Origin of the sequence: Coleofasciculus sp. B1-GNL1-01 (assembly GCF_040220235.1) — a bacterium.
Taxonomy (GTDB): domain Bacteria; phylum Cyanobacteriota; class Cyanobacteriia; order Cyanobacteriales; family Coleofasciculaceae; genus Coleofasciculus.
Genome location: NZ_JAVJTO010000070.1, coordinates 29733 through 51065, shown reverse-complemented (window position 1 = coordinate 51065; position 21333 = coordinate 29733). Strand labels below are relative to the sequence as shown.

General features: G+C 43.8%; 18 protein-coding genes. 7 read left to right on the top strand and 11 right to left on the bottom strand.

Annotated elements, in window-relative coordinates:
• The first annotated feature begins 345 nt into the window (after window positions 1-345).
• From RID53_RS17085 to RID53_RS17075, 3 genes are read left to right on the top strand one after another with little or no spacing between them, the layout of a single operon-like run.
• Window positions 346-660 carry a hypothetical protein gene (locus RID53_RS17085; protein ID WP_446389231.1) on the top strand — a complete coding sequence of 105 codons (315 nt, stop codon included), beginning with the start codon at window positions 346-348 and terminating at the stop codon, window positions 658-660.
• Window positions 661-704: 44 nt separating this feature from the next.
• Window positions 705-887 (top strand): hypothetical protein, encoded by a 183-nt coding sequence (locus RID53_RS17080; protein WP_446389230.1) that lies wholly within the window; start codon window positions 705-707, stop codon window positions 885-887.
• Complete coding sequence (locus RID53_RS17075; protein ID WP_446389229.1) at window positions 868-1236, top strand: DUF1830 domain-containing protein; 369 nt, start codon at window positions 868-870, stop codon at window positions 1234-1236. The genes RID53_RS17080 and RID53_RS17075 overlap by 20 nt, the downstream gene beginning before the upstream one ends.
• Before the next feature lie 46 nt (window positions 1237-1282).
• Here RID53_RS17075 and RID53_RS17070 read toward each other — a convergent pair whose 3' ends face one another.
• Window positions 1283-2098: a PhzF family phenazine biosynthesis protein gene (locus tag RID53_RS17070; RefSeq protein ID WP_446389228.1), complete on the bottom strand. Its 816-nt coding sequence runs from the start codon at window positions 2096-2098 to the stop codon at window positions 1283-1285.
• Entirely contained in the window at window positions 2095-2985 is an 891-nt protein-coding gene (locus RID53_RS17065) for an Rpn family recombination-promoting nuclease/putative transposase (RefSeq protein WP_446389323.1), read from the bottom strand. The genes RID53_RS17070 and RID53_RS17065 overlap by 4 nt, the downstream gene beginning before the upstream one ends.
• 255 nt (window positions 2986-3240) lie before the next feature.
• Between RID53_RS17065 and RID53_RS17060 the strand changes: the two genes are divergently transcribed.
• Entirely contained in the window at window positions 3241-3588 is a 348-nt protein-coding gene (locus tag RID53_RS17060) for a hypothetical protein (RefSeq protein ID WP_446389227.1), read from the top strand.
• A 102-nt stretch (window positions 3589-3690) separates the two neighbouring features.
• Here RID53_RS17060 and RID53_RS17055 read toward each other — a convergent pair whose 3' ends face one another.
• Together RID53_RS17055 and RID53_RS17050 are read right to left on the bottom strand one after the other, a co-directional pair.
• A complete protein-coding gene (locus RID53_RS17055; RefSeq protein WP_446389226.1) occupies window positions 3691-7263 on the bottom strand; it encodes an NACHT and WD repeat domain-containing protein in 3573 nt (1190 codons plus the stop codon).
• Complete coding sequence (locus RID53_RS17050) at window positions 7263-7775, bottom strand: hypothetical protein (protein WP_446389225.1); 513 nt, start codon at window positions 7773-7775, stop codon at window positions 7263-7265. Before RID53_RS17050 ends, RID53_RS17055 begins: the two co-directional genes overlap by 1 nt.
• Window positions 7776-8217: 442 nt before the next feature.
• On the opposite strand from RID53_RS17050, the gene RID53_RS17045 reads away from it, so the two are divergent.
• Window positions 8218-8373: a DUF928 domain-containing protein gene (locus RID53_RS17045; RefSeq protein WP_446354715.1), complete on the top strand. Its 156-nt coding sequence runs from the start codon at window positions 8218-8220 to the stop codon at window positions 8371-8373.
• 166 nt (window positions 8374-8539) lie between these two features.
• Here the strand turns inward: RID53_RS17045 and RID53_RS17040 are convergent, their stop codons facing one another.
• Entirely contained in the window at window positions 8540-8923 is a 384-nt protein-coding gene (locus RID53_RS17040; RefSeq protein WP_006099434.1) for a response regulator transcription factor, read from the bottom strand.
• A 268-nt stretch (window positions 8924-9191) separates the two neighbouring features.
• A complete protein-coding gene (locus RID53_RS17035) occupies window positions 9192-9815 on the bottom strand; it encodes a hypothetical protein (RefSeq protein ID WP_446389224.1) in 624 nt (207 codons plus the stop codon).
• A gap of 682 nt (window positions 9816-10497) precedes the next feature.
• On the opposite strand from RID53_RS17035, the gene RID53_RS17030 reads away from it, so the two are divergent.
• Complete coding sequence (locus tag RID53_RS17030) at window positions 10498-10848, top strand: Mo-dependent nitrogenase C-terminal domain-containing protein (protein WP_446376396.1); 351 nt, start codon at window positions 10498-10500, stop codon at window positions 10846-10848.
• A gap of 38 nt (window positions 10849-10886) precedes the next feature.
• Here the strand turns inward: RID53_RS17030 and RID53_RS17025 are convergent, their stop codons facing one another.
• The 3 genes from RID53_RS17025 to RID53_RS17015 all read right to left on the bottom strand — a co-directional run bounded on the left by RID53_RS17025 (window position 10887) and on the right by RID53_RS17015 (window position 16815).
• Window positions 10887-12950 carry a prolyl oligopeptidase family serine peptidase gene (locus RID53_RS17025; protein WP_446389223.1) on the bottom strand — a complete coding sequence of 688 codons (2064 nt, stop codon included), beginning with the start codon at window positions 12948-12950 and terminating at the stop codon, window positions 10887-10889.
• A gap of 648 nt (window positions 12951-13598) precedes the next feature.
• Window positions 13599-14942, bottom strand: coding sequence for a TMEM143 family protein (locus RID53_RS17020; protein WP_446389222.1), 1344 nt, complete (start codon window positions 14940-14942; stop codon window positions 13599-13601).
• 127 nt (window positions 14943-15069) lie between these two features.
• Window positions 15070-16815 (bottom strand): LIC_10190 family membrane protein, encoded by a 1746-nt coding sequence (locus RID53_RS17015; protein WP_446389221.1) that lies wholly within the window; start codon window positions 16813-16815, stop codon window positions 15070-15072.
• Between the two features lie 772 nt (window positions 16816-17587).
• Between RID53_RS17015 and RID53_RS17010 the strand changes: the two genes are divergently transcribed.
• A complete protein-coding gene (locus RID53_RS17010; RefSeq protein WP_446389220.1) occupies window positions 17588-19147 on the top strand; it encodes a hypothetical protein in 1560 nt (519 codons plus the stop codon).
• Window positions 19148-19238: 91 nt separating this feature from the next.
• Here the strand turns inward: RID53_RS17010 and RID53_RS17005 are convergent, their stop codons facing one another.
• Window positions 19239-20300, bottom strand: coding sequence for a glycosyltransferase family 2 protein (locus tag RID53_RS17005; protein ID WP_446389219.1), 1062 nt, complete (start codon window positions 20298-20300; stop codon window positions 19239-19241).
• Window positions 20301-20357: 57 nt separating this feature from the next.
• Window positions 20358-21272 (bottom strand): glycosyltransferase family 2 protein, encoded by a 915-nt coding sequence (locus RID53_RS17000; protein WP_446389218.1) that lies wholly within the window; start codon window positions 21270-21272, stop codon window positions 20358-20360.
• Between the last annotated feature and the right edge of the window lie 61 nt (window positions 21273-21333).

The following is a 21333-nucleotide window of genomic DNA, read 5'->3' as shown; positions in this document are numbered from 1 at the left end:
GGGAACCTGAGTCAGTTGTCTCTGAATGTATGGCATTGATTACTGTTTAAACATGAGGCAAGAGAGCCAAAAATACAGTGTTCTTTTGCCATTTTGATAACTCAACCATTTTTAATAAATCAACCCGTTTAAATTTTTGCCCAAATTCCCAAACAACTGGCTCAAGTTCTCCAAACAAGTCCGCCGTCGATTCAGGTAACTACCATTAGGGATGACCAGCTATCCAGTATAGACATGAGATACTGTGTCTATTCAAGGGAATTTTAGGCTTAAAATCAACGACTGAATCGCTGTGCTTGACTTGTGTTAAAACCTAAACACCCGAATCAATTTTGGAGTATAACCATGATCAAAAATTTGCCAGTTGAAAACCGCCTGTTGAAAGTAATCCAAGAAGAAATTGAAAACGCCTTAGACGCTTATCCAGACAAATTTTGCCGAATTTTTTTCACCTGTCCCAATCTACGCCAGGATTTACTATTCTACGTTTTGTGTAAACTATCGAATGATCCCCAGACTGTAGCTGTTGAACAAGGCAAAAAACTGTGCAGTAAGCATACGTTTCCCTATTATTCATTGGAAATGCGATTACACATGGAATCGTATATTCGTGAAGGCATGAATTATTTATTGTCAGATAGCTGCCACTGTCTCAACTAATTTTTAATCAACCCATTTTAATAAAATCATGAGAACCATCAACCATGCAGTATCAATCTGTCGTCATTGTGGTCACTATCAACCCCAAAAAGGCTGGGGAGGTTACTTGTCAACAGCTAGGCGTGGCTGTACAGGGAAAATGGAAAGCTTGTCCTTTAGCCATTTCCCCCTTTACCACTTATGCTGAACACCTTGATGGGGTGGACTGTGGCTTCATTCATCGATAATTGGTTCCTTCCTGTGGTATCACTTCCCATGCTTAATTCCTTACCGACTGAATACACCAATCGAATTCTCTGTTACTATACAAATACCAGCCAACAGATTCAGCTCATTCGGATCACTGATATTCCCAATTGGTACTTTGAACGGATTCTATTTCCCCAACAGCGCCTCCTGTTTGAAGCCATTCCCCACGCTCATTTAGAAGTCTATAAAAAGAGATTTGGTGTGGCGGATTTAGCGGCTACGATTCTGTGCGATTTTTTGCAAGTGCAACAGGAAACAGAAACGCCTTCTCCTTTATATCAGAGCGATCGAGGTTATCAAGTAAGCCGTTCGGCAGCCAAACCGTAATGTCAATCATAACGAAATCTTCGTAGTGCGAGCATCTTGCTCGCTACTAAGTCCTCTGATTCTCCATTACCGTCAATTCCCCCCGCATCACGGTAACCGCTTGTCCGCCCAAAATGACGCGATCGCTTCCGGTATAGCGTACCTTGACGACCCCTCCTCGATGGGAGGCTTGATAGGCTAAGAACTCATTTTTACGGATGCGATCGCGCCAGAAAGGTGCTAGACAACAATGGGCTGCACCCGTCACCGGATCTTCATCAATCCCTAACCCTGGTGCAAAGAAACGAGAAACAAAATCATACTCCGAACCCGAATCAGTCTGACTGGTAACCATAACATCAGATATCGGTAAAGTTTTGAGTAAGCCAAAATTGGGCTGTAGATGTCGCACCCTCTCTTCCGATTCCACTTCCACCAAATAGCCCAAAGAATTCTGCCAAACGGACTGAATCGGTACACCTAAGGCTGACGCAAGGTTTGGGGGGACGGTTGTGGGTTGGGAATGATTCACCGGGAAGTCTAACTCAATCCATTCACCCTGACGCTGGGCGATGAGTATGCCGCTTTTGGTATAAAAACGGGCGGGTTTCTCCGGGGACAGATGACCCTCTGACCACAAAACATGGGCGCTAGCTAAGGTAGCGTGACCACAAAGAGGGACTTCTACTGTCGGGGTAAACCAACGCAGATTAAACCCATCCTCTTGAGGAACCAAAAAGGCAGTTTCAGACAGATTCATCTCCTGTGCCACATTCTGCATCCAGCTATCCGGTTGGGGAGTCGGTAGAACACAGACAGCGGCTGGATTACCCGTAAATGGGGTACAGGTGAAGGCATCAACTTGAATGATTGGCTGGTTCATAGTTCCTCAATCTCTTCCCTAGTCAGTCCGGTTGCTGCTGTGATGGTATCAATATCAGTCCCTTGTTGTTTTAAGATTCTGGCTATGTTCGTCTTTTCCTGCTGTTTACCTTGCTCCATACCCTCCTTGAGTCCCTCTTCTAAACCCTCCAATCTTCCCTCTGAGCGAGAACTTTCTATTAGGCTAATTTCGTAGCGTCGATTCTCCATAAATCTCAGGTAGTTAGCTCTTTCTGCTTCACTCAAACTATCGACTAGTAATTTTTCCTTCGCTTCCGCTAACCCTTGGGCAGTAAATTCTTCTTTGATTTGGCTCTTTTTCAGGAAATATATCCATTCATCTAGGGTATCGGAAGCCACCTCGTTAAAGTTGTTGATTTTAATCACATAATACTCCGGGAAAATCTCATAAACATCTTGACTATTAAACAACTTCCGCTGATTAATTGATAGACCTAATTTATCATCTAAATGAAGCCCCCGAAACTCTAATGTCCCGTGGTAAATATAATCATCTCCCTGTCCCAAAGAAAAGTAGACGATATTCACTGAATAGACTTTTTTGACGTTCCCGTAGGGTTCTCCTTTTTCCAGAAAGTCGGTAATTAATCTGGATGTGCCGTAGAGCATCCGGTGAAAATAATCTTGCTCTGTACTGTTTTGCACTTCAATGAGAATTAATTCTCCCTGGTCATTTTTCGCGAGAATATCGACTCGATTTAGCTTGTCATCCTCGGCTTGTTGATTGCTTTCACCTTCGAGTATTGATTGAATCGTAATTGGTTTCCTCAACAACTCACTCAAGAAACCTGCCAAAACACCATAATTGGCTTTGTTTCTCAGTAATTTTTTAATCGCCCAATCAAATCGGATGTGTGTTTGGGGCATAACGGCATCGATGGGAACGTCTACTGCATCTATTTTGACAGATTTTGTCCTATGTTGATACATTGGATATCAAAAAGATAGAGTTGATAATTCTCAACACAATATACTGTAAAAGTATATAGGTGCAATCTTATCAAACCTCTATCACAAGCACAATCGTGAGGAATTATACCCAATAACGGGTCGTTCAAAAATCTCGACAACTAGCCTTGTAGCAATCTTGAGCATCATTTTTCTGATAGGTAATTCAAATAAATGTACAAAGACAAACCCAGTAACACAGCGCGTAAGGTAGCACTGAACATTGTCACTCTGGGCGCGAAGCCCGGAATGGAAAAGATACTGCCAGCCGGAATTGTCAACGCGACCGCAGATTTACTGGTAGCATCGGGTGCGGTTAGTGCCACTGCCGTTCAATGGTCTCGTTCCCGAAGAATGGTTTGGGTGTACGAGGCTTTTGACTTGTTAAACGTTGATCAATATATATATAGATGCGTTGATATTCATGTAGTAGCTACCTATTCCGTTCAAGACGAAGTCTGGAGTCTAGTGAGTTATGTAGGAAAAGTACAGGACTTGATGCAAAGCGAAGAACTGTTTTGAGGCTAGCATACAATGCCAAACTTCATTGAAGCGGCGATGATTGCCTAGTCAATCCTTACTACCTCACCCGTTCTAGCATAATAAATTCCTTACCTCTTACAATCACTTGGCTTGCCAGCTTGGAGCATAACTCTGACACGTTTCCCTGGCACCTCTGGCAATCTCGTCTTGGGGATTAGTCAAGACAGGATGATGACGAAGGCGATCGCAGAGAATTTCTAAGGAGGCTTGCCAATTAGCAGGAAATAAATGAATTTCACCGAATTTCTCAGTTATAACGTGTCTGCTGTCAGAACTAAATCCTAACACGCTTACTATACCTTCATTCTCAAAGTTTGCTATAGCTTTGCCTTTCATATCAAAGAGTTGTAAAGCAGTAGCGCGGAAACCAGGACTAAAATGCTCTTTAGCTATTGCGAACATTCTCCCATCGGGGCTAATGGCAGCAACATTAGCTTCTTTGTCGTTTGGGAATGAATCTAATTGTGTCCCTTGGAAGTTGAAAATCTCAATTTTGTCTGGTTTGATTACTATGAGCTTATTCTGTTTATGATTAGCGGCTGCAAACCAAACTTCACCCGACAGCTCAATTTTTCCTAATTGAGAATTTGTTTCTCTTTGATTGATTAGAATTAATTGTTGGAGAGTAGCAGGAGTACCTGGTGTTTCGCTTGAAGATGCTGAGATAGTTTCTACTGTTATCACTGTCTGACCATCGTACCCGAAAAACTTCTTGGGATATCGTTGCTGAGAAACAAATGGAGTGCTTTTACCATCTGTCTTAATTAGACTTTCGCTTTTCCCTTGAATTTCAATTGCTTCGTCTTGTTTCTTTAGATTTAACTGACGACCAACTAAATCCCAAACCTCTAACTGCTCATTGAATTGATTCCTAAAAAGACTAGCAACATCGTTAGGAAAATTTTCTACGCTCCACAGTCTAACTGTGCCATCACTACCTGCACTGACAAGATGCTTTTTATCGGAACTCATTGCCAAGGCATTCACCCTGCCTTTATGACCAATAAATGAAAATAAATCTCTCTCTTTCCATGAGATGAAGGTAACTAAATTACTACGATCACCCCGATCATTACCACCGCTAATAATCCTGTCAGTCTCAGAGTCTACTAAAACAGCGCGAGAACAGTCTTCATGTACTGTGAATCCTTCAGGAGTTCTAAAGTCACTATGAGATTTATCGAGTGTTTTAATCGTTATTGAATTACCCTCTGCCCATTCACCAATACAGATACTGAAGAAGATACGATTTTTAAAAGATATCGACTCAACTGGTTCTGCAGATCTTCCTTCCCATAAAACTTGGGTGGTCTCATTTAACAGATCATGTAATATTAATCCAGAATCATAGCCAATAGCTAATTGTTGTCCATCAGGGCTAAATGCGATAGATCTCGCTAATGGAGGATATACTTCGTAATCGTGATTCTGATCTACATTTTTATCTTCTAAAGTCAAAATATTTTGTTTCTTGCAATTTCTATTTCTTAGTTGTAATTGATGTATCTGATTGTTGGGACCTGCATTAACTAAAAAAGTTTCATTTTTAGGATTAAATTCCACTATTGTCTTAAGGTCAAGACCGTATATTGATTGATAATAAATGTTATCATCCTCGCTTGGAGAGTCACACACAAGAGAGTGATCTTCCAATCGACGAATTTTTACATTTCCATTGCTATCAGCACTTGCTAAAAATTGCCCCTTGTGACTAAATGCCACACTTGTAGCTGAAGAATCCTGAAAATTTTCTATGACTTCTTTTGAAAAGTCTAGAAGATCAATAAGTATTACCTTGCCATCTGCCCCAGCACTAGCGATTGTTTGACCATCAGGACTCATGGCAACAGATAAAACTTGTCCTTCATGTTCATTGAAAACATTTTCCTCTCTTGCTCTCTGAATACCATCCAACAAAACACTCTCTGTTGAACTCAAAAGATTTGTGTAGTGAGCTGCGCTTTGTCCTGCGACGTAGATGGATCTAACTGCTGCTTGAGTTGGGTCTGTGGTCAATAGATTTCTTGCCGTGGCAATATTTTCTCTCAATACTGTCTCTTGTCTTAATCGCTCAGAGCGCCACCAGAAACCTCCTAGTAAGACAGCAACACTGATCGCCGTTATCACCGTCAGTTGAGTTCTTCTAAGTTTTTCTTTTTCTAGCTGATCGCGCTTATCCCGACTTTGCTCTAAAAACTGATTGGCTGTTGGACTAAAACCACCAAGAACCTGATTAAAGGTTTGATTCTGCCTCAGTTCTAAAGCCTGCTCTAAGCGAGATCCCGACCACAAGTCCTCAGATGATGTTGTCTTTTGCCACTGAATCACATCATCATTTAAACGATTCCGCAGGGCGATCGCCTGACGGTTTTCCGCGATCCAAATATTCAGCGTTTTCCAAGAGGTAAGTAATACTTCATGGGCGATCTCGATTGTGCTGTCTTGAGACTCTTTTACCCGATTACTCACCAGCAGGTTTTGATTCACTAACTGAGTTAAAACAGTCTGCTCTAGCGGCTCACTAAATTCCGAGCGGTTAGCACGTCGTCGTACAGGTTTCCAGTCTGTTCCAGATTTTGTATCTGCACCAATATCAACTAACTTGAGACAAATTCTCCGGGTAGCGACTTGTTCGGCGTCAGACAAAGCACTGTAGATGCGATCAACATGCTGCTGAAGTGCGCCCCGCACCCCACCTAACTTGTGATAGTTGCTGAGATTGAGCGTCCGATCCTCAATGCTCTCAGTCTGAACTTCCATCTCCCAGAGCAAATTCAAGGTGTATTGCAACAGGGGTAAATATCCGGCTTGTCCCTGTACATCATCAATAATTTCCTTCACTAATCCTGATTCAAACACCACGCCATGATGAGCAGCAGGTTGCTCAATAGCTAGGCGTAACTCATCTGCTTGCAAATCAGCAATCATCGGACGATGCTTATCCGTCAGTTTAATCAGAGCCGGATAGGGACTCAAGCGATCTAGAAAGTCTGTCCGCATGGTTGCTACCAGTTTAACTGAGTGATCGCTCTTTTTACTTAGGGTATTCACAAGGTTGACTAACCCTTGGATAAAAACATTCCGCTTGTCTGATTCAGTAGTAGTAAATAACTCCTCAAACTGATCGATCAGGATAAACCAGTAGTCATCTTGATGTTTGAGCGATCGCACCACTTGAGTTAATGTTTCCGGCTTGACAAGACGAGCAAGCTGTGAATCTGATTGTTTATACCTGCCCAACAAACTGGCATAGAGTGAATCAAAGGGGTCTCGATCCGGCGTAAAGACTAGACTGACAAAATAACTGCCCCACTTTTGAGCCAACCAAGGAATTAAACCGGCTCGAATGACTGAAGACTTGCCACTTCCCGATGCTCCCAAAAGCAAAATCAGATTAGTTTGTTCTAGCTCGTTCACCAAGCCAGTAAGACATTGATCTCGCCCAAAAAACCGCTCCTTATCCTCTAACTCAAACGTTTTCAATCCCTTATAGGGTGATGTCGTAATGAGTGTCCGAGTCTTGATCTCTTCCACTGAGATCTGGATAATTTGCGTCTGATTGAACGTCACATTTTGACTATTGACCACAGATACATCGTGGATAGCCTGTTCACTACCGCCGTCACCGGGATTTAGGGGAACTTCCTGTATCATCAGACCACCATCCAAGCTTTCGCCACTAAACTAGCCACTTTAGTTACGGGTTCTGCTAGTTCTTCCACCCCTTCCAATCCTTTTTTCAAGGTTGAAATTGCTTGGCTGACTAAATCTTTATCAGGTTGTGCTTTTTCTACTTCTTTCTGGATAGTCTGGATCTTTTCCTCTGCCGCTTCTTTGACCAGAGGATTAAGTTTATCATGGCAGGCGATCGCCTGCTTCAACCTTTGTAACAGCTCCAGGGCTTCCTGCAAATCAGCATTTGGCAATGTTGCTTGAGCCTTGCTTTGGTTGATCTGGCTCCCCCCATCAGCTTGAAGTTGACTCAGATCAATATCACTACTTCCCGTAATATTGACTCCACTCATGCTTTGACTCTTCGCAGGACGTGTTGAGTCCGACGGGATAGTCGCTAAAACACTAGGGAGTTGCCCCTGTAATTCTAGCTTCTGTTCAGGAGTTAAAGTTTTGATGATGTCTAAAACATCACCGACACTGTAAGTAGGCATAGGTCAAGTAGGCATAGGTCAAAATCTTGGAAGCATTTACCGAAAAATAACTCATCTTCCTCTCAAAGACTTCTAGAGGGTGTATGCAACTTACTTTTTAAGGAAAAATGGTCTGCCCCGTGAATTGTTAAGCTTGGAGCTAGGATTTACAGCACTTTCTAACACAGTGTAGTCCAGTCACCAGGGAATAGTTTTTTCCTACTCTTGTGTTGGTGGATTATAAGCTGTCATGCATTTAAATTGGGTATTAGCAGCGAGCAAGATGCTCGCACTACAAGGATTTTGCCATTCTTGGCATTTATAAGGTTTAATTAAATGCCGAACAGATGAGCAAGTCGGAAAACGCTGTATTTAGAGCGGTGCTACTTATACTTATTATATTCTACCTCTTCAAAAATAGAGTAGCGTCGAGAATTAGCCACAGAATTAGTCCGTCAGTCAGTTGGAGACAGGAGATTTCCTCCAGCAAGCCCAACTCTATGCAGAAGCCGGAATTTGGCATGAGTCACTCGCTATCGCGCTACAATTACGTCATACTCATCCTGATGTGTTGGCAGGGCTTTTGCAATCTGTGGGGTTAGGACGTTTTGAGTGTTGAATGTAGAGATGTGCCATGGCGCGTCTTTCTGGCGCTTCTTTCTGGGGCGGTTTTACTCCTATCATTGTCTTCCCAGATGTGACGAAACCCGCCCTGACTTAATGTTAAGTTCTAGAATTAGTTAATTGTAAATATTCCTCAAGCCATGACGAATGACGATTGCCCATCAGCTTGCCGCTTGATGATGGGACTTTAATAATTTCTTTACAGTCTCGACAATTTCTTGGGGATGACAAGGCTTGGCTAAGTAAGCATCCGCGCCTTGCTTCATTCCCCAGTAGCGGTCAAAATCCTCTTTTTTCGCCGAACACATTAACACCGGAATATTCTCAGTCTCAGGTTCCGATTTCAGACGACGACAGACTTCATAGCCATTCATCCGGGGAAGGACAATATCCAAAATCACCAAATTTGGGTGAAATTGCTGAATTTTCTCCAGCGCCTCCACGCCATCCCCAGCCACAATCACTGTCAGCCCTACACGCTCAAGCAGCTTAGAGAGCAAATGTTGTTGGGTGAGATCGTCCTCTACGACTAACACTGTACTCATAACAACCTATACCTACTATGGCTCTCTAGCTTTTAGGTATTATAACATTTACTCTGAGCGGCAAAATATCGTCATAAGGCTGATTTCAGGTCACTCAAGTTCCGCAATCTGGCTGAATTTGGGAGTGCAGGGTGCAGGAATGATCGTGACGTACCCAGCACCGCTGTTCCTTCGCTTCTCTCAGGAGGATAAGGGAGATGGGGACGTTCCAGAGGTAGCCGACTACATCTGGAACCGTCACTCAGGCATCCGTTAAATAAACTTAAGATTACCGAATCGGCGGACAATTCAAATCAATTAAATATCCCCCTGCCTCAATCACAAAATCATCGAAATCATCATCATTGCCAACCTCTACCCGTCCTCCATCTTCCCAAGACACGCGACTTCCTGTAATATTACCCTTTCTTCCCCCGTCCAAACGACCATTAAACTGAGCCAAGTTTTGGGTCGAAACAATACGGCGTCGGGTTTGACCCGTAGGACTTACCGATTCAAGAAAGAAAACATAGCGGTTATTGGCTTTAAACATAAACTCGTTGAATTGATTTGATATCGTTCCCCCCTCAACTGTTCCGACAAAATCCGCTTGCGTCCCCAGATCGTTTTGACCACGAGAGGGTTGTATTGGCTGGTTTGTGCCAAAAGCATCATAGGGTTTGACTTCCTGAAACAGAATCGTTTCTTCTCCGGTTGTTTCATTCCGTACACCAAACGCGGCTTGGTATGATCCATGAGATTGCAGGAATTCAAATTCCACAATCGTATCCTCTGGGAATTGCACAGCCCGATTATCAAAGATATCCTGAGCTTGCACAGACGTTGCCAAGGTACTCATTAATCCAGTCGCGATCGCGCCAATGAACCAAGATTTGCTGTAGAGTTGTCTCATTGCGAATTATCCTTATTATCAAAACCCTGTTCTTGAGCGAAGCGAAGGATCAAAACTTAATCCTTTACCACGCCAACAGCGCCAGATTTGACCAAGAACATGTCGCCTCTAGTCCGGTATTCTGAATCATCTTTTAGCTGTAGTTCTCAGTGTTCTAACGCTGACAAGCAACAGGTACTGGTAACGTTAACATCATCATCGCGCACCCTAGCTTAATAACTACTATTATAAAGTGTTGCGATCAGTACAATATTCCACGGAAATATAAACACTTAAAGTTATAAACACTTAAAGTTGGCGACTCGCCCAACTTTTAATTCATAGGAGATTTTCTACTTAGGGTTTACTGCACAACTCCAAAACCATTATCTATCAAGGCTTTGAGTAACATGGAAATTGGATCATCTTCAAGGACATAAGGTAAAACTTTTTCATACCCTTACACCGCTATCAGGGAAAATGTATCATTGCTCTCTCAGCTTCCCCTGCTCCCTCAGCTTCCCCTGCTTCCCCTGCTCCCCCCGCTTCCCCCGCTTCCCCCGCCGCCAATCTGCCCCCAACAGGACGATGCCTACAAGCAGAGCTAATCAATGATAATAGTTTTTTATATTTGTGCTGTCGCTAAATTGGGTTAAATTATGAATAGAGACAAATAAACCACACATACGGAGCAAATCAAACCATGTATACCACCTACCAAAACGGACTGATCAATTCTACCCCTGTTGAAGCCAAGACAAACCCCATCACCCCTCCCACCTCGCCCCAACAACCCATCAAGCCACTGCAAACCATCAAGCAATGGTTAGAGAACATCGAAATTCACAACCCCACCAAAGCTAGATTCTTCTGCAAAATGATTCCCGCCCAATGTCCTTTTGAACGCGATATTTGCCTCTTTGGGCGTCGGGTTGCCCACATTCCTCCCTTGTGCAAACTCAATCCTTTCTACGACGAATTTGTTAGCCTTCGCTTTCGCGCCCTTTGCTACTTGGCTGACCAATGTGGGGAAGATATCAGTGCTTATTGTTAATCATTTGTCATTGGTCATTCGTCATTGGTTATTCGGGACTAGACATCCATAACTCGCTGCAAAAATGCCCACTTATCGGCAATTTCTTCAATAATCTTAGCCGTCGGTTTTCCCGCACCATGACCCGCCTTAGTTTCAATGCGAATTAAGACCGGATTATCCCCAGCATGTGCCGCTTGTAACGCTGCAGCAAACTTGAAACTATGGGCTGGAACCACGCGGTCATCGTGATCCGCCGTCGTAATTAATGTAGCTGGATAAGCCGTCCCTGGCTTGAGATTGTGTAACGGAGAATAGGCATAAAGCGCCTTAAATTCCTCCAGATTTTCCGGTGAACCAAAATCAGAACACCACGCCCAACCAATCGTAAACTTATGGAAGCGCAGCATATCCAGAACCCCAACTGAAGGAAGGGCAGCACGGAATAAATCGGGACGCTGAGTCATACAAGCCCCGACTAATAAACCGCCATTACTTCCGCCACCGATTGCTAGTTTTTGCGGGCGAGTATAGTTATTCTCAATTAACCATTCCGCTGCGGCAATAAAATCATCAAACACATTTTGCTTGTTCAGCTTTGTTCCCGCTTGATGCCAATCTTCGCCATACTCTCCACCGCCTCGGAGATTCGGAATCGCATACACGCCTCCCATCTCCATCCACACCAGATTACTAATTGAAAAGCTGGGAGTTAGGGAGATATTAAATCCACCGTAACCATAGAGATAGGTGGGATTATTGCCATCTAATGCCAACCCCTTTTTGTGGGTAATAAACATCGGCACTTGTGTCCCATCTTTACTCCGGTAGAACACTTGTCGCGTTTCGTATTGAGTCGGATCAAAGTCTACGGTCGGTTGGCGAAATAGGGAACGTTCCCCGGTTACCATATCGTAGCGGTAAATCGTGGCTGGGGTGGTGAAACTGGTAAATACATAGAAGGTTTCCGTATCATACCGCTTCCCGCCGAATCCCCCGGCTGAACCAATTCCCGGTAATTCCACTTCTCGGACAAAGGCACCATTGAGGTCAAAAATCTTAATCGAAGAACGGGCATCTTTGAGGTAATCGGCGACAAACTGGTTATTCAGAACACCGACATCTTCTAATGTTTCTTCAGATTGGGGAATCAGTTCTTGCCAGTTCTCGCGCCCTGGGTTATGAATATCAATGGCAATCACCCGACCTCGTGGTGCGTCTAAGTCAGTTTGAACCCAAAAGATTGACCCGTCATTGTCAATCAGACTGAAATTCGCTTCAAATTCTGAAATTAATTCGACGATAGGAGAGTCGGGAGTTTGTAAGTCTTTGTAGAAAACCAGATTCTTGGGATCAGTTCCTTGACTGACATAAATAATCAGATAATGTCCATCTTCTGTCACCGACCCATTAAACATCCATTCCTTCTGGTCAGGGCGATGGTAAATTAACAGATCATCGGATTGGTCTGTGCCGAGTTTGTGATAATAGAGTTTGTGATAATAATTAGCATCTTCTAATTTTGTGGCATCATTGGGTTCATCATAGCGGCTATAGAAAAAGCCTTGATTATCCGTTGTCCAGGATGCACCGGAAAACTTCACCCATTTAAGATGATCCGATAAATCGTCTCCCGTTTCCACATCCCGTACTTTCCATTCTTGCCAGTCGGAACCGGAGGTAGATAAACCATACGCCATGCGGTTCCCATCGTCACTAATCGCGATACCCGATAGGGCGATAGTCCCGTCTTCGGAGAGGGTATTGGGATCAATCAGGACTCTGGGTTCTCCATCCAGAGAGGTTAAGGTGTAGAGAACGCTTTGGTTCTGGAGTCCATCATTTTTGAAATAGAAGTAGCGATTCCCTTCTTTATAGGGAATGCCATATTTTTCGTAATTCCAGAGTTTGGTGATGCGCTGTTTCAGGGATTCCCGTTGGGGGATGTCTTCCAGATAGCCAAAGGTGACTTTATTTTGTGCTTCTACCCAGGCTTTGGTTTCGTCGGAGTCGGGATCTTCTAACCAGCGATAGGGATCAGCGACGTTCGTGCCATGATAGTCGTCTACTTGATCAGCTTGGCGGGTGGTGGGGTAGTTCAGAGGTTGGTGAGAAGATGGCATAGTCGGGAATATGAGGCAGTGTTTTCTAGGGTAGCACTCTTTGGGTAGGGGTTAGGAAGCGTGTGGAGGATGGGATGCGATCGCGTAAAGATTACCATAAGTTGTCATGCATTTAAATTGGGTATTAGTAGCGAGCTTTCCGGCTCGCATTACAAAGATTTCACCATTGTTAACATGAAGGTCTAAATGCCGAACAGTTTACCAGAACACAAGTAACGTAGTAACGTAGGGTGGGTTAGGCGGGATTTAAACGGAAGCGATAACCATTTAATGAACAATCCGCCGTAACCCACCGATGTTTGTTAAGGCTCTCCAGTATCACACAAGGGCATTGGAAAAATAACACAAGCATCTAAAACCTAACCGTTTGATATGTGGTGTTTCACGCTCCTCAGCCGTAAACTGCACAGAAGTCCTATGTTCTTTTGGCATGATTCTTGCGTAAGATAAGGCATTAGGTGGAAGTACCGAAGTACAGTATATAACCCTATTTTATAACGATACCACCAGATAATCGCAAGATCCGAAACAAAAGTTACGTTTGACAGAAATCTCTCACGTCTTTCACCTCAAACCCTAATGCCTCCGCCACTTGTTCCACACTCAACCTATTGCCTGTTTCCTGTTCCCTCAGCGAAGCTTAATGATTCAGGTGTAGAGAAAGATATGATCCCAGATGTAATCAATTAATCGTTTAGCATCATCTAAAGGCAGAACCTGACAACATCCTCGCTTATCTTTCGTCAATAACGGAATTTCCGGGAGACTTGCCGTATCTTTGCCATCTTGCATCAGTTTACCCCGGATCTTCTCTAAATTCTGAATTGGACCATTGATATCAAAATCAATCTTGGTGCCAAACTTATTATCCATCCAAGTTTCAATTCGGTTATCCAACTGGGCAGGAGTTAGGGAATTCTGGCTAATTAAAAGATGGTAATAAACTAGAATAATCTCTTTACATTCCTCCTCTTCCGCCGCATCAATTAAGGCATGAAATACGCTGGCATTATTTGCCATATTCTTAAAAAACAGGGTTTCGGTCACAGTTTGGCGGAATTTAATCTGCTTACTCTTATAATTGCTATACTGCTTATAGGCAAACCCCCCTAATGTCACCAGTAGCGATAACACAGCGACGAGGACGGGCATAATATCACGCACCTCCTCTTCACTTGCCTGAATCGTGTCCAGAACCGATGGTCCCATGGTAAAAAATAAAATAGCTGCAATCACAACAAGAAGTTTAGGCAGAACTCTCAAGATGACTGGAATAGCAGCGCCAATAGCCGGAACGATTAAGAAGAGGCGGTCTTTCCAGGTCATGCTAATTTTGATATTGGGGAAAAGGAGTTCCAAGTCAAACTTAGGGATATTCTTGTAAAAATAGAGATACATTTTCCCTGGTGTGAACTGGAGAGAATCTAGTTCATCGCCTTTGTGTTTGAAATAATCGGTGTCTTTGAATTTAATCAATAAAACAACTCGTTCAAAAAGATTTATTGTTTTGTCTTTTTTCTTTAAAAACTTTTTTACCTGAATTGTTTTTTCATAATCTCCGCGACAGTAGCAGACGAGTTGGTCAAATTCATCAAAATCAACATCAGTTTTCAGTTGAATTAAAGACTTTTCTTTAAAGGCGCGTTGTAAACTATTCGGAGAGAGGGGAACATAATTGGCGCGTTCAAGAATCGTCTGAAAGTCGGTCACCACATTCGCTTCGCGTTCGGCTAATTTATCGGGAGTGAGTTCAATCCTCGATTGAGTATCAGAATCCGGGTTGAACGCATCAGGGTTGAACGGATCATAATTATCCTTTAATCGTTCCAAATAGGCATGAAACTTAAAATGATAATAGGCGGAAAGTAAAGTACAGAAATCCCGAAACTGTTGCACCTTCTCGTTAGGTAACTGTCCATCGTCTATGCACAGTTCGATTAAATCGCTACGACGATAGGGAATAAACGCTTCTCGGTCTTGATAAGTCGCCATAAGTAGTCGGACAAAATTAAAGTTAACGGTTGAGATTAGGGAACAGGCAACAGGCAACAGGCAACAGTAAGGGTTTGAGGCTTGTTGACATTTCTTAGTACAGCGTACAAAATTGATGTTCAGGCACTTATTTCACAGACACAAACCCAGCACCAATTCCCCGTGATGGGTTGCGAAGCCTGATATTTTTAATCGGTACGGCTGAACAGGGTAACGGAGATGCCCAGCATCGGACTGTCCAGTTGGCTGGATAGACATACGTAACATCATTTACTTGGTCAGATACTAGATTAACGCTGGGTAAGGGAGGAGGTAAAATCAACCGCGATTGAGCATTATCCTGAATCAGACCAACAGTCGTCAAACCAAGTAAAAATAGGGAAGTCAACAGGATTGTTTGAGGTTGTTTTAGGGTATGAGTGAATCGAAACAGCGGCTGGGTCAATTTAGAGGGAATTTTCTCAAACAGACGTTTACCATATATCGCCCCAAATAAAGCTGGAATAAGCAGAAAATAGCCCAAGCCAAACCGGATTAAAGGACTTTGCAGCATAATAAAAGTAATGCCGAGTAATCCTAACATTAATATCCAAGCAGTTCCTAATTTGAGATGTTTTCTAAATTGTCTGAATATGGGAATAGAAAATAGAATAACAAAAATTGTAATAAACGCCATTATTTGAGACTTGATTGAGCCTTTTAACCATCGCCAAACACCTAACGCGATAGCCGTCAATCCCGACTCATCTGAATCCGAGAACACCCACCAAAAATTGATGGGTTTAGCTTCCTTCATGGCTTTCTCGATGGGAACTGACCACGGCAGGTCGAGGCACATAAAAGTTGAAGGATACAGGGGACATCCGGATGTCGTCAGGCTATATAAAACCATGGGTGATAGGATTAATAGAGTAATAGCACCGCCTGTCAAGAGCCGCTTAATTTGGAGTTTAAACTGATTACCCATCAGATAAAAAAGAAATCCTATGGGGAGCAGAGGTAGCGCCGAAAGCTTAACAGTTACGGCTCCGGCTGATAGAATTAGGGGAATGGTTCTGGCATCGACAAGAGGCGTTTTGGTATCATTATTCTGTAACGAAGATTGAGCGCTGTGGGAAATAACTAGAATTGACCAGGCTGTCACGCCAATAAGAAACGCTACGGTTACATCAGGGGAAAATGAGATGAGGATCGGTGAACCCGTAAACGCGGTTCCTGTATAAACGAGAATGGCAATAGCGGAAAATATTAATAAAAACCAGTCTGATAAGCGTCCTTTCCGGCTGACTATTTGGTTGAGGGTAATTAGAGATTGTAAAATAGCGATAAGGAAGACAAAACCATTGGTAATCGCACTGACTCGACTGCCAAAAATTGGCGATGTAAGTGGTGCGGCGAGAGCAAACCAAGAGGAGGTAAAGCCAAACTTGCCATGAATTAGTGCTAATCCATTAACCGCGCCAAATTGAGACATCCATCGCATAGAACCAAAGTGATAGAGTCCGGTGTCAAACCAGACTATTTTTTGACTGGTAAAAGCGGCAATAATTAATTCTAAGGTAATAAATCCAACGATAAGGCTGGGAGAAAGAATTGAGCGAAATGTCACCAGTTCACGCCGGGTGGGCTGAGACAGGAGAGATAGGGCGACTAAACCGAGGACAAGGACAAAGCCAACGGCGCTAGATAACGGTAAAATCAGAGAGGTTGCTAGCATAGAGACGCACAGGACAACGATTCCCAGCCAGACGGCGGCGATGAAGCGATCGCCTCTGCGATCAATGCGATCGGCTTGCAACCGATGCAAAATAGCTGTGCCAATTGAGAAACAAACACCAATCAGAAAAAGCCAGGTAATCATAAAATAAAGCATTCAGCACCTCTAGTCATGACTAGCGCGATCATCGCTATTTCTCATTGTTATCTACTTTACGCCCAAAAGGTACGTTATTAGACCGCGTGGATTGTAGCAATTTTATTGCTAGTGCCACATTGTTATAGGCTTCCAGATGACCGATGAGGGCGAGTCGATCAAATTAATAGGCTTCCCCATGCCAGATAATCCAGCGACCATTGGTGTCAACTTAAGCGCTAAAAGCAGGGGAAGCAGGGGAAGCAAGAGAATGTTCTTGCGGATTGCTCTTGCTCCTGTAATAGCTTAGGGAGAAGCAATACGATCAGTTTGTGTCGAACTGCTCGAAACAATAATTGGCAAGGATTGTGGCTTAAGTTGACAAAAATAAAGATGAGAATATCTGCATCTGAATCATATTTAACATTCATCAGTTTACCCCTGCCAGTATCGATTGACTTGATTTGTCCAGTACAAGGTCAAAATTCGTTTGGTTTTACCAATTTCATTTTAAATATCCTTCCAATTCTATAAAATTGCGCCGGATTCACATAGTATATAGTTTTGTATCCCATATATTGTACTTCAACTTGACGTGTATTTTGTAGTACAATAAGCTTAAAAAGGTTGCCAGCAGGGAGACACACAGGGCAACAATTCTCAGCCAGACGGCGGCGAAGCGATCGCTAATCAAGTTATGCTAATCAAGTTATAGCGTTAATTGCACCCTGTTTGGGACTATCTCCCCAAAAATTTGAACCATCAACCATGTAACAGGTAACCAGGAGGCTAGATGAAAACGATTTCCAAGATAACGTTGATTGCCTTCTTATGGATTACCGTTATCAACTCCGGAACATTGGGTGTCCTAGATACAGAACTCAGGTTGCAGATGGCTCATAGTTGGTGGACAGGAACCGAAGAAGTACAAGTTGCTCCCGATTATAAACCCAGAGGGCGAACCGACATCCGGTTAGGAGTCGTCGGCGTTGGGGGTAAGCGTTACATCGCCTATGAACCGGGACAGTCTATGCTGATGCTTCCGGGTGACTGGTTGGGAACTCAGCTTCATCAATGGTTCCCCATATTACCCGCCAAGGATTTTCGAGCTTTAGTTGTCAGTCTGTTAATTTTTATCCCTTTAAATGTGGCGGTTGTCGTCTCTTGTTTCTGGTTGCTCAGACTGTTTAACTTTGAAGAACAAATCGCGGGTTTAGCGAGTATTGCTTGGTTACTGGGGACAACAGTTTTGCATTACTCTCAAGTGCATCACCAGAATAATCAAGTCCTGCTGTTTGTCACTCTCGGTTACGCTAATGCACTGGCTTTTCTACTACGCCAAAATCCTCGTTTTCTGATCTGGAGTGGATTATCACTGGGGGCGGCTATGCTGATCCGGGTGACCAGTGCTATTCATGCGTTAACCGTCGTCTTGTTCTTATTCGGCTGTGCTGCTTATCAAAATCGGAATACGCGCAAAGTTCTCAAAGTTATCGGATTGTGGATTGTCGGTTTTATTCCCTTGGCGTTCCTCGGACGCCTTTTGGATTACATTCGCTATGGTAATTTTTTGACTCATGGACAAGGTTTACTATTGCATCAAATCAACCCCAAATCCAATTCGTCGAATGCCGCTAAAATTGGCATGCCTGATGAGTTTTCTAGCAATCGATATCCTGGACTCTGGGGCGTGTTTTTTTCACCAGCCAAAAGTTTTTTTATCTATGATCCATTATTACTACCGGGCTTGGTGTTAGCCATCAGATTTTGGCGGCGACTTTCTCCCTACCTACAGTGGTATCTGGTGACGGGAATCCTCAACTTAGGTATCCATATCATTCTCACCAGTCGTCTTGGTTTCTGGCACGGGGATAATGCTTGGGGGGCAAGGTATCATCTGACGTCTGTTCACCTATTACTTATTCCCCTGACTGGTCTGTTTATCCAGCATCTTCTATCGGCTAAAGGGGTAAAGGTGTGGCTACTACGGGGAATCTTCACATTAGCGATTCTATTCCAAATTGCGTCGGTGGCAATGCCGATGAACTTAGAAATTTATCAAGCTAGAGTGGGAATGCCGGGGTCTCGGCTTGAATTCCGCATCGGTCAGCGTTTGATTAATATCGTTTGTTTGAGCAACGGCTCATTGTCTAAGTTTTGTGTCAATAGTAATCCGGACAAGAGACCCTATTTAAACCATTTGAATCACCTCAACTTTCTCCCGTTTACTCTTCGCCAAGAGGCTGCCGATAATCCGGCTTTAGGTAAAGTTTCCCTAGTCTTATTGATTGTTTGGGGATTCGTATTAATTCTAGCTATTGGTACAACAGTATGGTTCTGTGGTTTTGGGTAAGCACCATTTAAGGGCAGGGCGGTTGAAATTGAAGTTATGAGAAAACTGTTCCCTGTTGCCTACCCTCACCACAATACTTATTCAGCAAACCCTACTTAGAAGGATTAGTACTTGCTGGAAACGGTTGCATCTCTAAGCCTTGAGTGGGAGCGCTCTGACGTTGGCTTCGGGCGTAGCGATCGCTGACATGACGGTTCACCATTCTATCGAGACGGATGAGAATTTTTTCTAATGTCAGACTGCGCTGTCCAAACAGAAGGCTTTTGGCTAGAGGTTTGACATAAGCTTTATGTCGGCGGAATCCTAGCTTTTTATATCGGCTTTGGAAGTAATGATCTTCAGTCAAGTCCCACTTTTCTCGGAAATGTTCCAGACTGGCTAAATCCCAAGCATCACTCCAGCGCAGCATAAAGAAGCCCAGGTCAGACCATTGCACAGGCGGTCCGGGAACATAGGTCACAATCACCTGTCGCTCTGCATAAATTTTGCCTCCAGCACGAGCCACCATCATGCAAAAATCGAGGTGTTCGCGAGTGCTGAACAAACCTTCATCAAGGGGACCCGTCTTTTCAAAGATGTCAGTGCGAGCCAACATACAGTGAAACTCTACGTAGTCACACTCTGCTCGTTGGAGGCGATCGCGCACGTCATCCACTCGTCTTTTAAAATGGCACTTGTGGTGAAAACGCCGTATTTGCTCCTCGCCAACCTGCTCCTCCTTGATCGAGATGCTTCCGCCAGGATTATGGATCATGTCATGAATTGGCGTGCCAATGCAGATTACGGGTCCAACCACTGCTGCTCCTGTCTCATTGGCACATTCGACTAATCCCTTCAGCCAACCGGGTGTGACAACAACATCATTGTCGATGAAAACAACATACTTTGTCTTGACCTGACGCAATCCTAAATTTCTGGATTGGTTAGGCGACAGGTAGCGATCGACTCGAATCCGCTGAAAATCCTTCTCCTGTGCTTTATCTGCCAAATATTGCTGGATATGCTGAGGCGAACCCCCATCGACATAAACCAAGTTAAAGGGAATTTCCGTATAGTCATAAATGCTCTCCAGGGATTCACGAGTATAGCTGAAACGCTCTCGTGGGGTAACAACCACTGTGACTTGCGGTTCGTTTGTACGTGCAGTTTCCATTTTTGAAGTCTCCTAACAATTGGATTGAGTAGAATTAGCGTTCACGTTTAGACAAGTTTAATTGCTCTTCAACGGTTCTGTTAACATTCGCACGGTAGATTCGCTTAGTCTGTGCCAAAAGGACTCAGTAACTTGACTGAGGGTATAAGTTGGATGAATCCGCAGCGCCAATAATACGCTCAAGAACGCTGCCCGTTTTTGATTCAGCTCGTAGGACTTAAGGGCGTGTTTGTAGACAAAATCAGCAAACATCTTTGGGTGCGCCTGAAAAATTGCACCATGCTTACGGAGCAGTTGATTAAAACTGACTTGACGCAGCGATGGATCGCGAGAAATACGTGAACCCTCATGGACGAACATTTGATAGGTGACAATCGGCAGACCAAGGAGCGAGCAAACTGGATTAAGTCTCAGGAAAATTTCAGTATGAACGCGAGAGTTGAATGATTCGTCATATCCACCAATACCTAAAAGCAACTCACGCTCCACCATTAAAGTTTGCTTCGAGAGAAAGGATTGCTCTGGCTCGATCTCTTCGAGGAAAAAATGCTTTCCGCGTGGCAGCGTCGGGGGAATCCGCCTCTGAGTCACGTTGCCATCGAGATCCACGACCTCCAAACCAGACAGCACCGCCACGGGTTGGGGAAGCGTTGTATTGGCAAGGGCTGTGAGTGAAACCTCTGCCATTTGGGGTAACAGTTGGTCGTCATCATCCAAGTAGGTGATGTAGCGTCCGCGAGCGGCTTTTGCCCCAGCATTGCGGGCGGCGGCTGTACCTCGGTTTTTAGGTAATCGCACCACTCGCAGTCGCGGATGCTCCGGTAAATTAACTGGCTCTGGCGAACCATCATCGACAACAACCACCTCAAAATCCTCTATCGTTTGAGCTAGCGCACTCCGAACCGCCCGTGGCAGTAGTTGAGGTCGGTTATAGGTGGGAATGATGATTGAAAATTTCAGTTTGTTGTCCATACGAATATGGCTTTTAGCGTCTTTACAGAGTAGGTCATAATTTTTAAGGGTTAGCAACCAA

Coding starts and splice junctions, on each gene's coding strand:
- RID53_RS17035 (WP_446389224.1), bottom strand. CDS start 9,815: ATGAGACAACTCTACAGCAAATCTTGGTTCATTGGCGCGATCGCGACT.
- RID53_RS17025 (WP_446389223.1), bottom strand. CDS start 12,950: ATGCCATCTTCTCACCAACCTCTGAACTACCCCACCACCCGCCAAGCT.
- RID53_RS17050 (WP_446389225.1), bottom strand. CDS start 7,775: ATGCCTACTTACAGTGTCGGTGATGTTTTAGACATCATCAAAACTTTA.
- RID53_RS17030 (WP_446376396.1), top strand. CDS start 10,498: ATGTATACCACCTACCAAAACGGACTGATCAATTCTACCCCTGTTGAA.
- RID53_RS17020 (WP_446389222.1), bottom strand. CDS start 14,942: ATGGCGACTTATCAAGACCGAGAAGCGTTTATTCCCTATCGTCGTAGC.
- RID53_RS17010 (WP_446389220.1), top strand. CDS start 17,588: ATGAAAACGATTTCCAAGATAACGTTGATTGCCTTCTTATGGATTACC.
- RID53_RS17060 (WP_446389227.1), top strand. CDS start 3,241: ATGTACAAAGACAAACCCAGTAACACAGCGCGTAAGGTAGCACTGAAC.
- RID53_RS17005 (WP_446389219.1), bottom strand. CDS start 20,300: ATGGAAACTGCACGTACAAACGAACCGCAAGTCACAGTGGTTGTTACC.
- RID53_RS17070 (WP_446389228.1), bottom strand. CDS start 2,098: ATGAACCAGCCAATCATTCAAGTTGATGCCTTCACCTGTACCCCATTT.
- RID53_RS17080 (WP_446389230.1), top strand. CDS start 705: ATGCAGTATCAATCTGTCGTCATTGTGGTCACTATCAACCCCAAAAAG.
- RID53_RS17065 (WP_446389323.1), bottom strand. CDS start 2,985: ATGCCCCAAACACACATCCGATTTGATTGGGCGATTAAAAAATTACTG.
- RID53_RS17040 (WP_006099434.1), bottom strand. CDS start 8,923: ATGAGTACAGTGTTAGTCGTAGAGGACGATCTCACCCAACAACATTTG.
- RID53_RS17015 (WP_446389221.1), bottom strand. CDS start 16,815: ATGCTTTATTTTATGATTACCTGGCTTTTTCTGATTGGTGTTTGTTTC.
- RID53_RS17000 (WP_446389218.1), bottom strand. CDS start 21,272: ATGGACAACAAACTGAAATTTTCAATCATCATTCCCACCTATAACCGA.
- RID53_RS17055 (WP_446389226.1), bottom strand. CDS start 7,263: ATGATACAGGAAGTTCCCCTAAATCCCGGTGACGGCGGTAGTGAACAG.
- RID53_RS17085 (WP_446389231.1), top strand. CDS start 346: ATGATCAAAAATTTGCCAGTTGAAAACCGCCTGTTGAAAGTAATCCAA.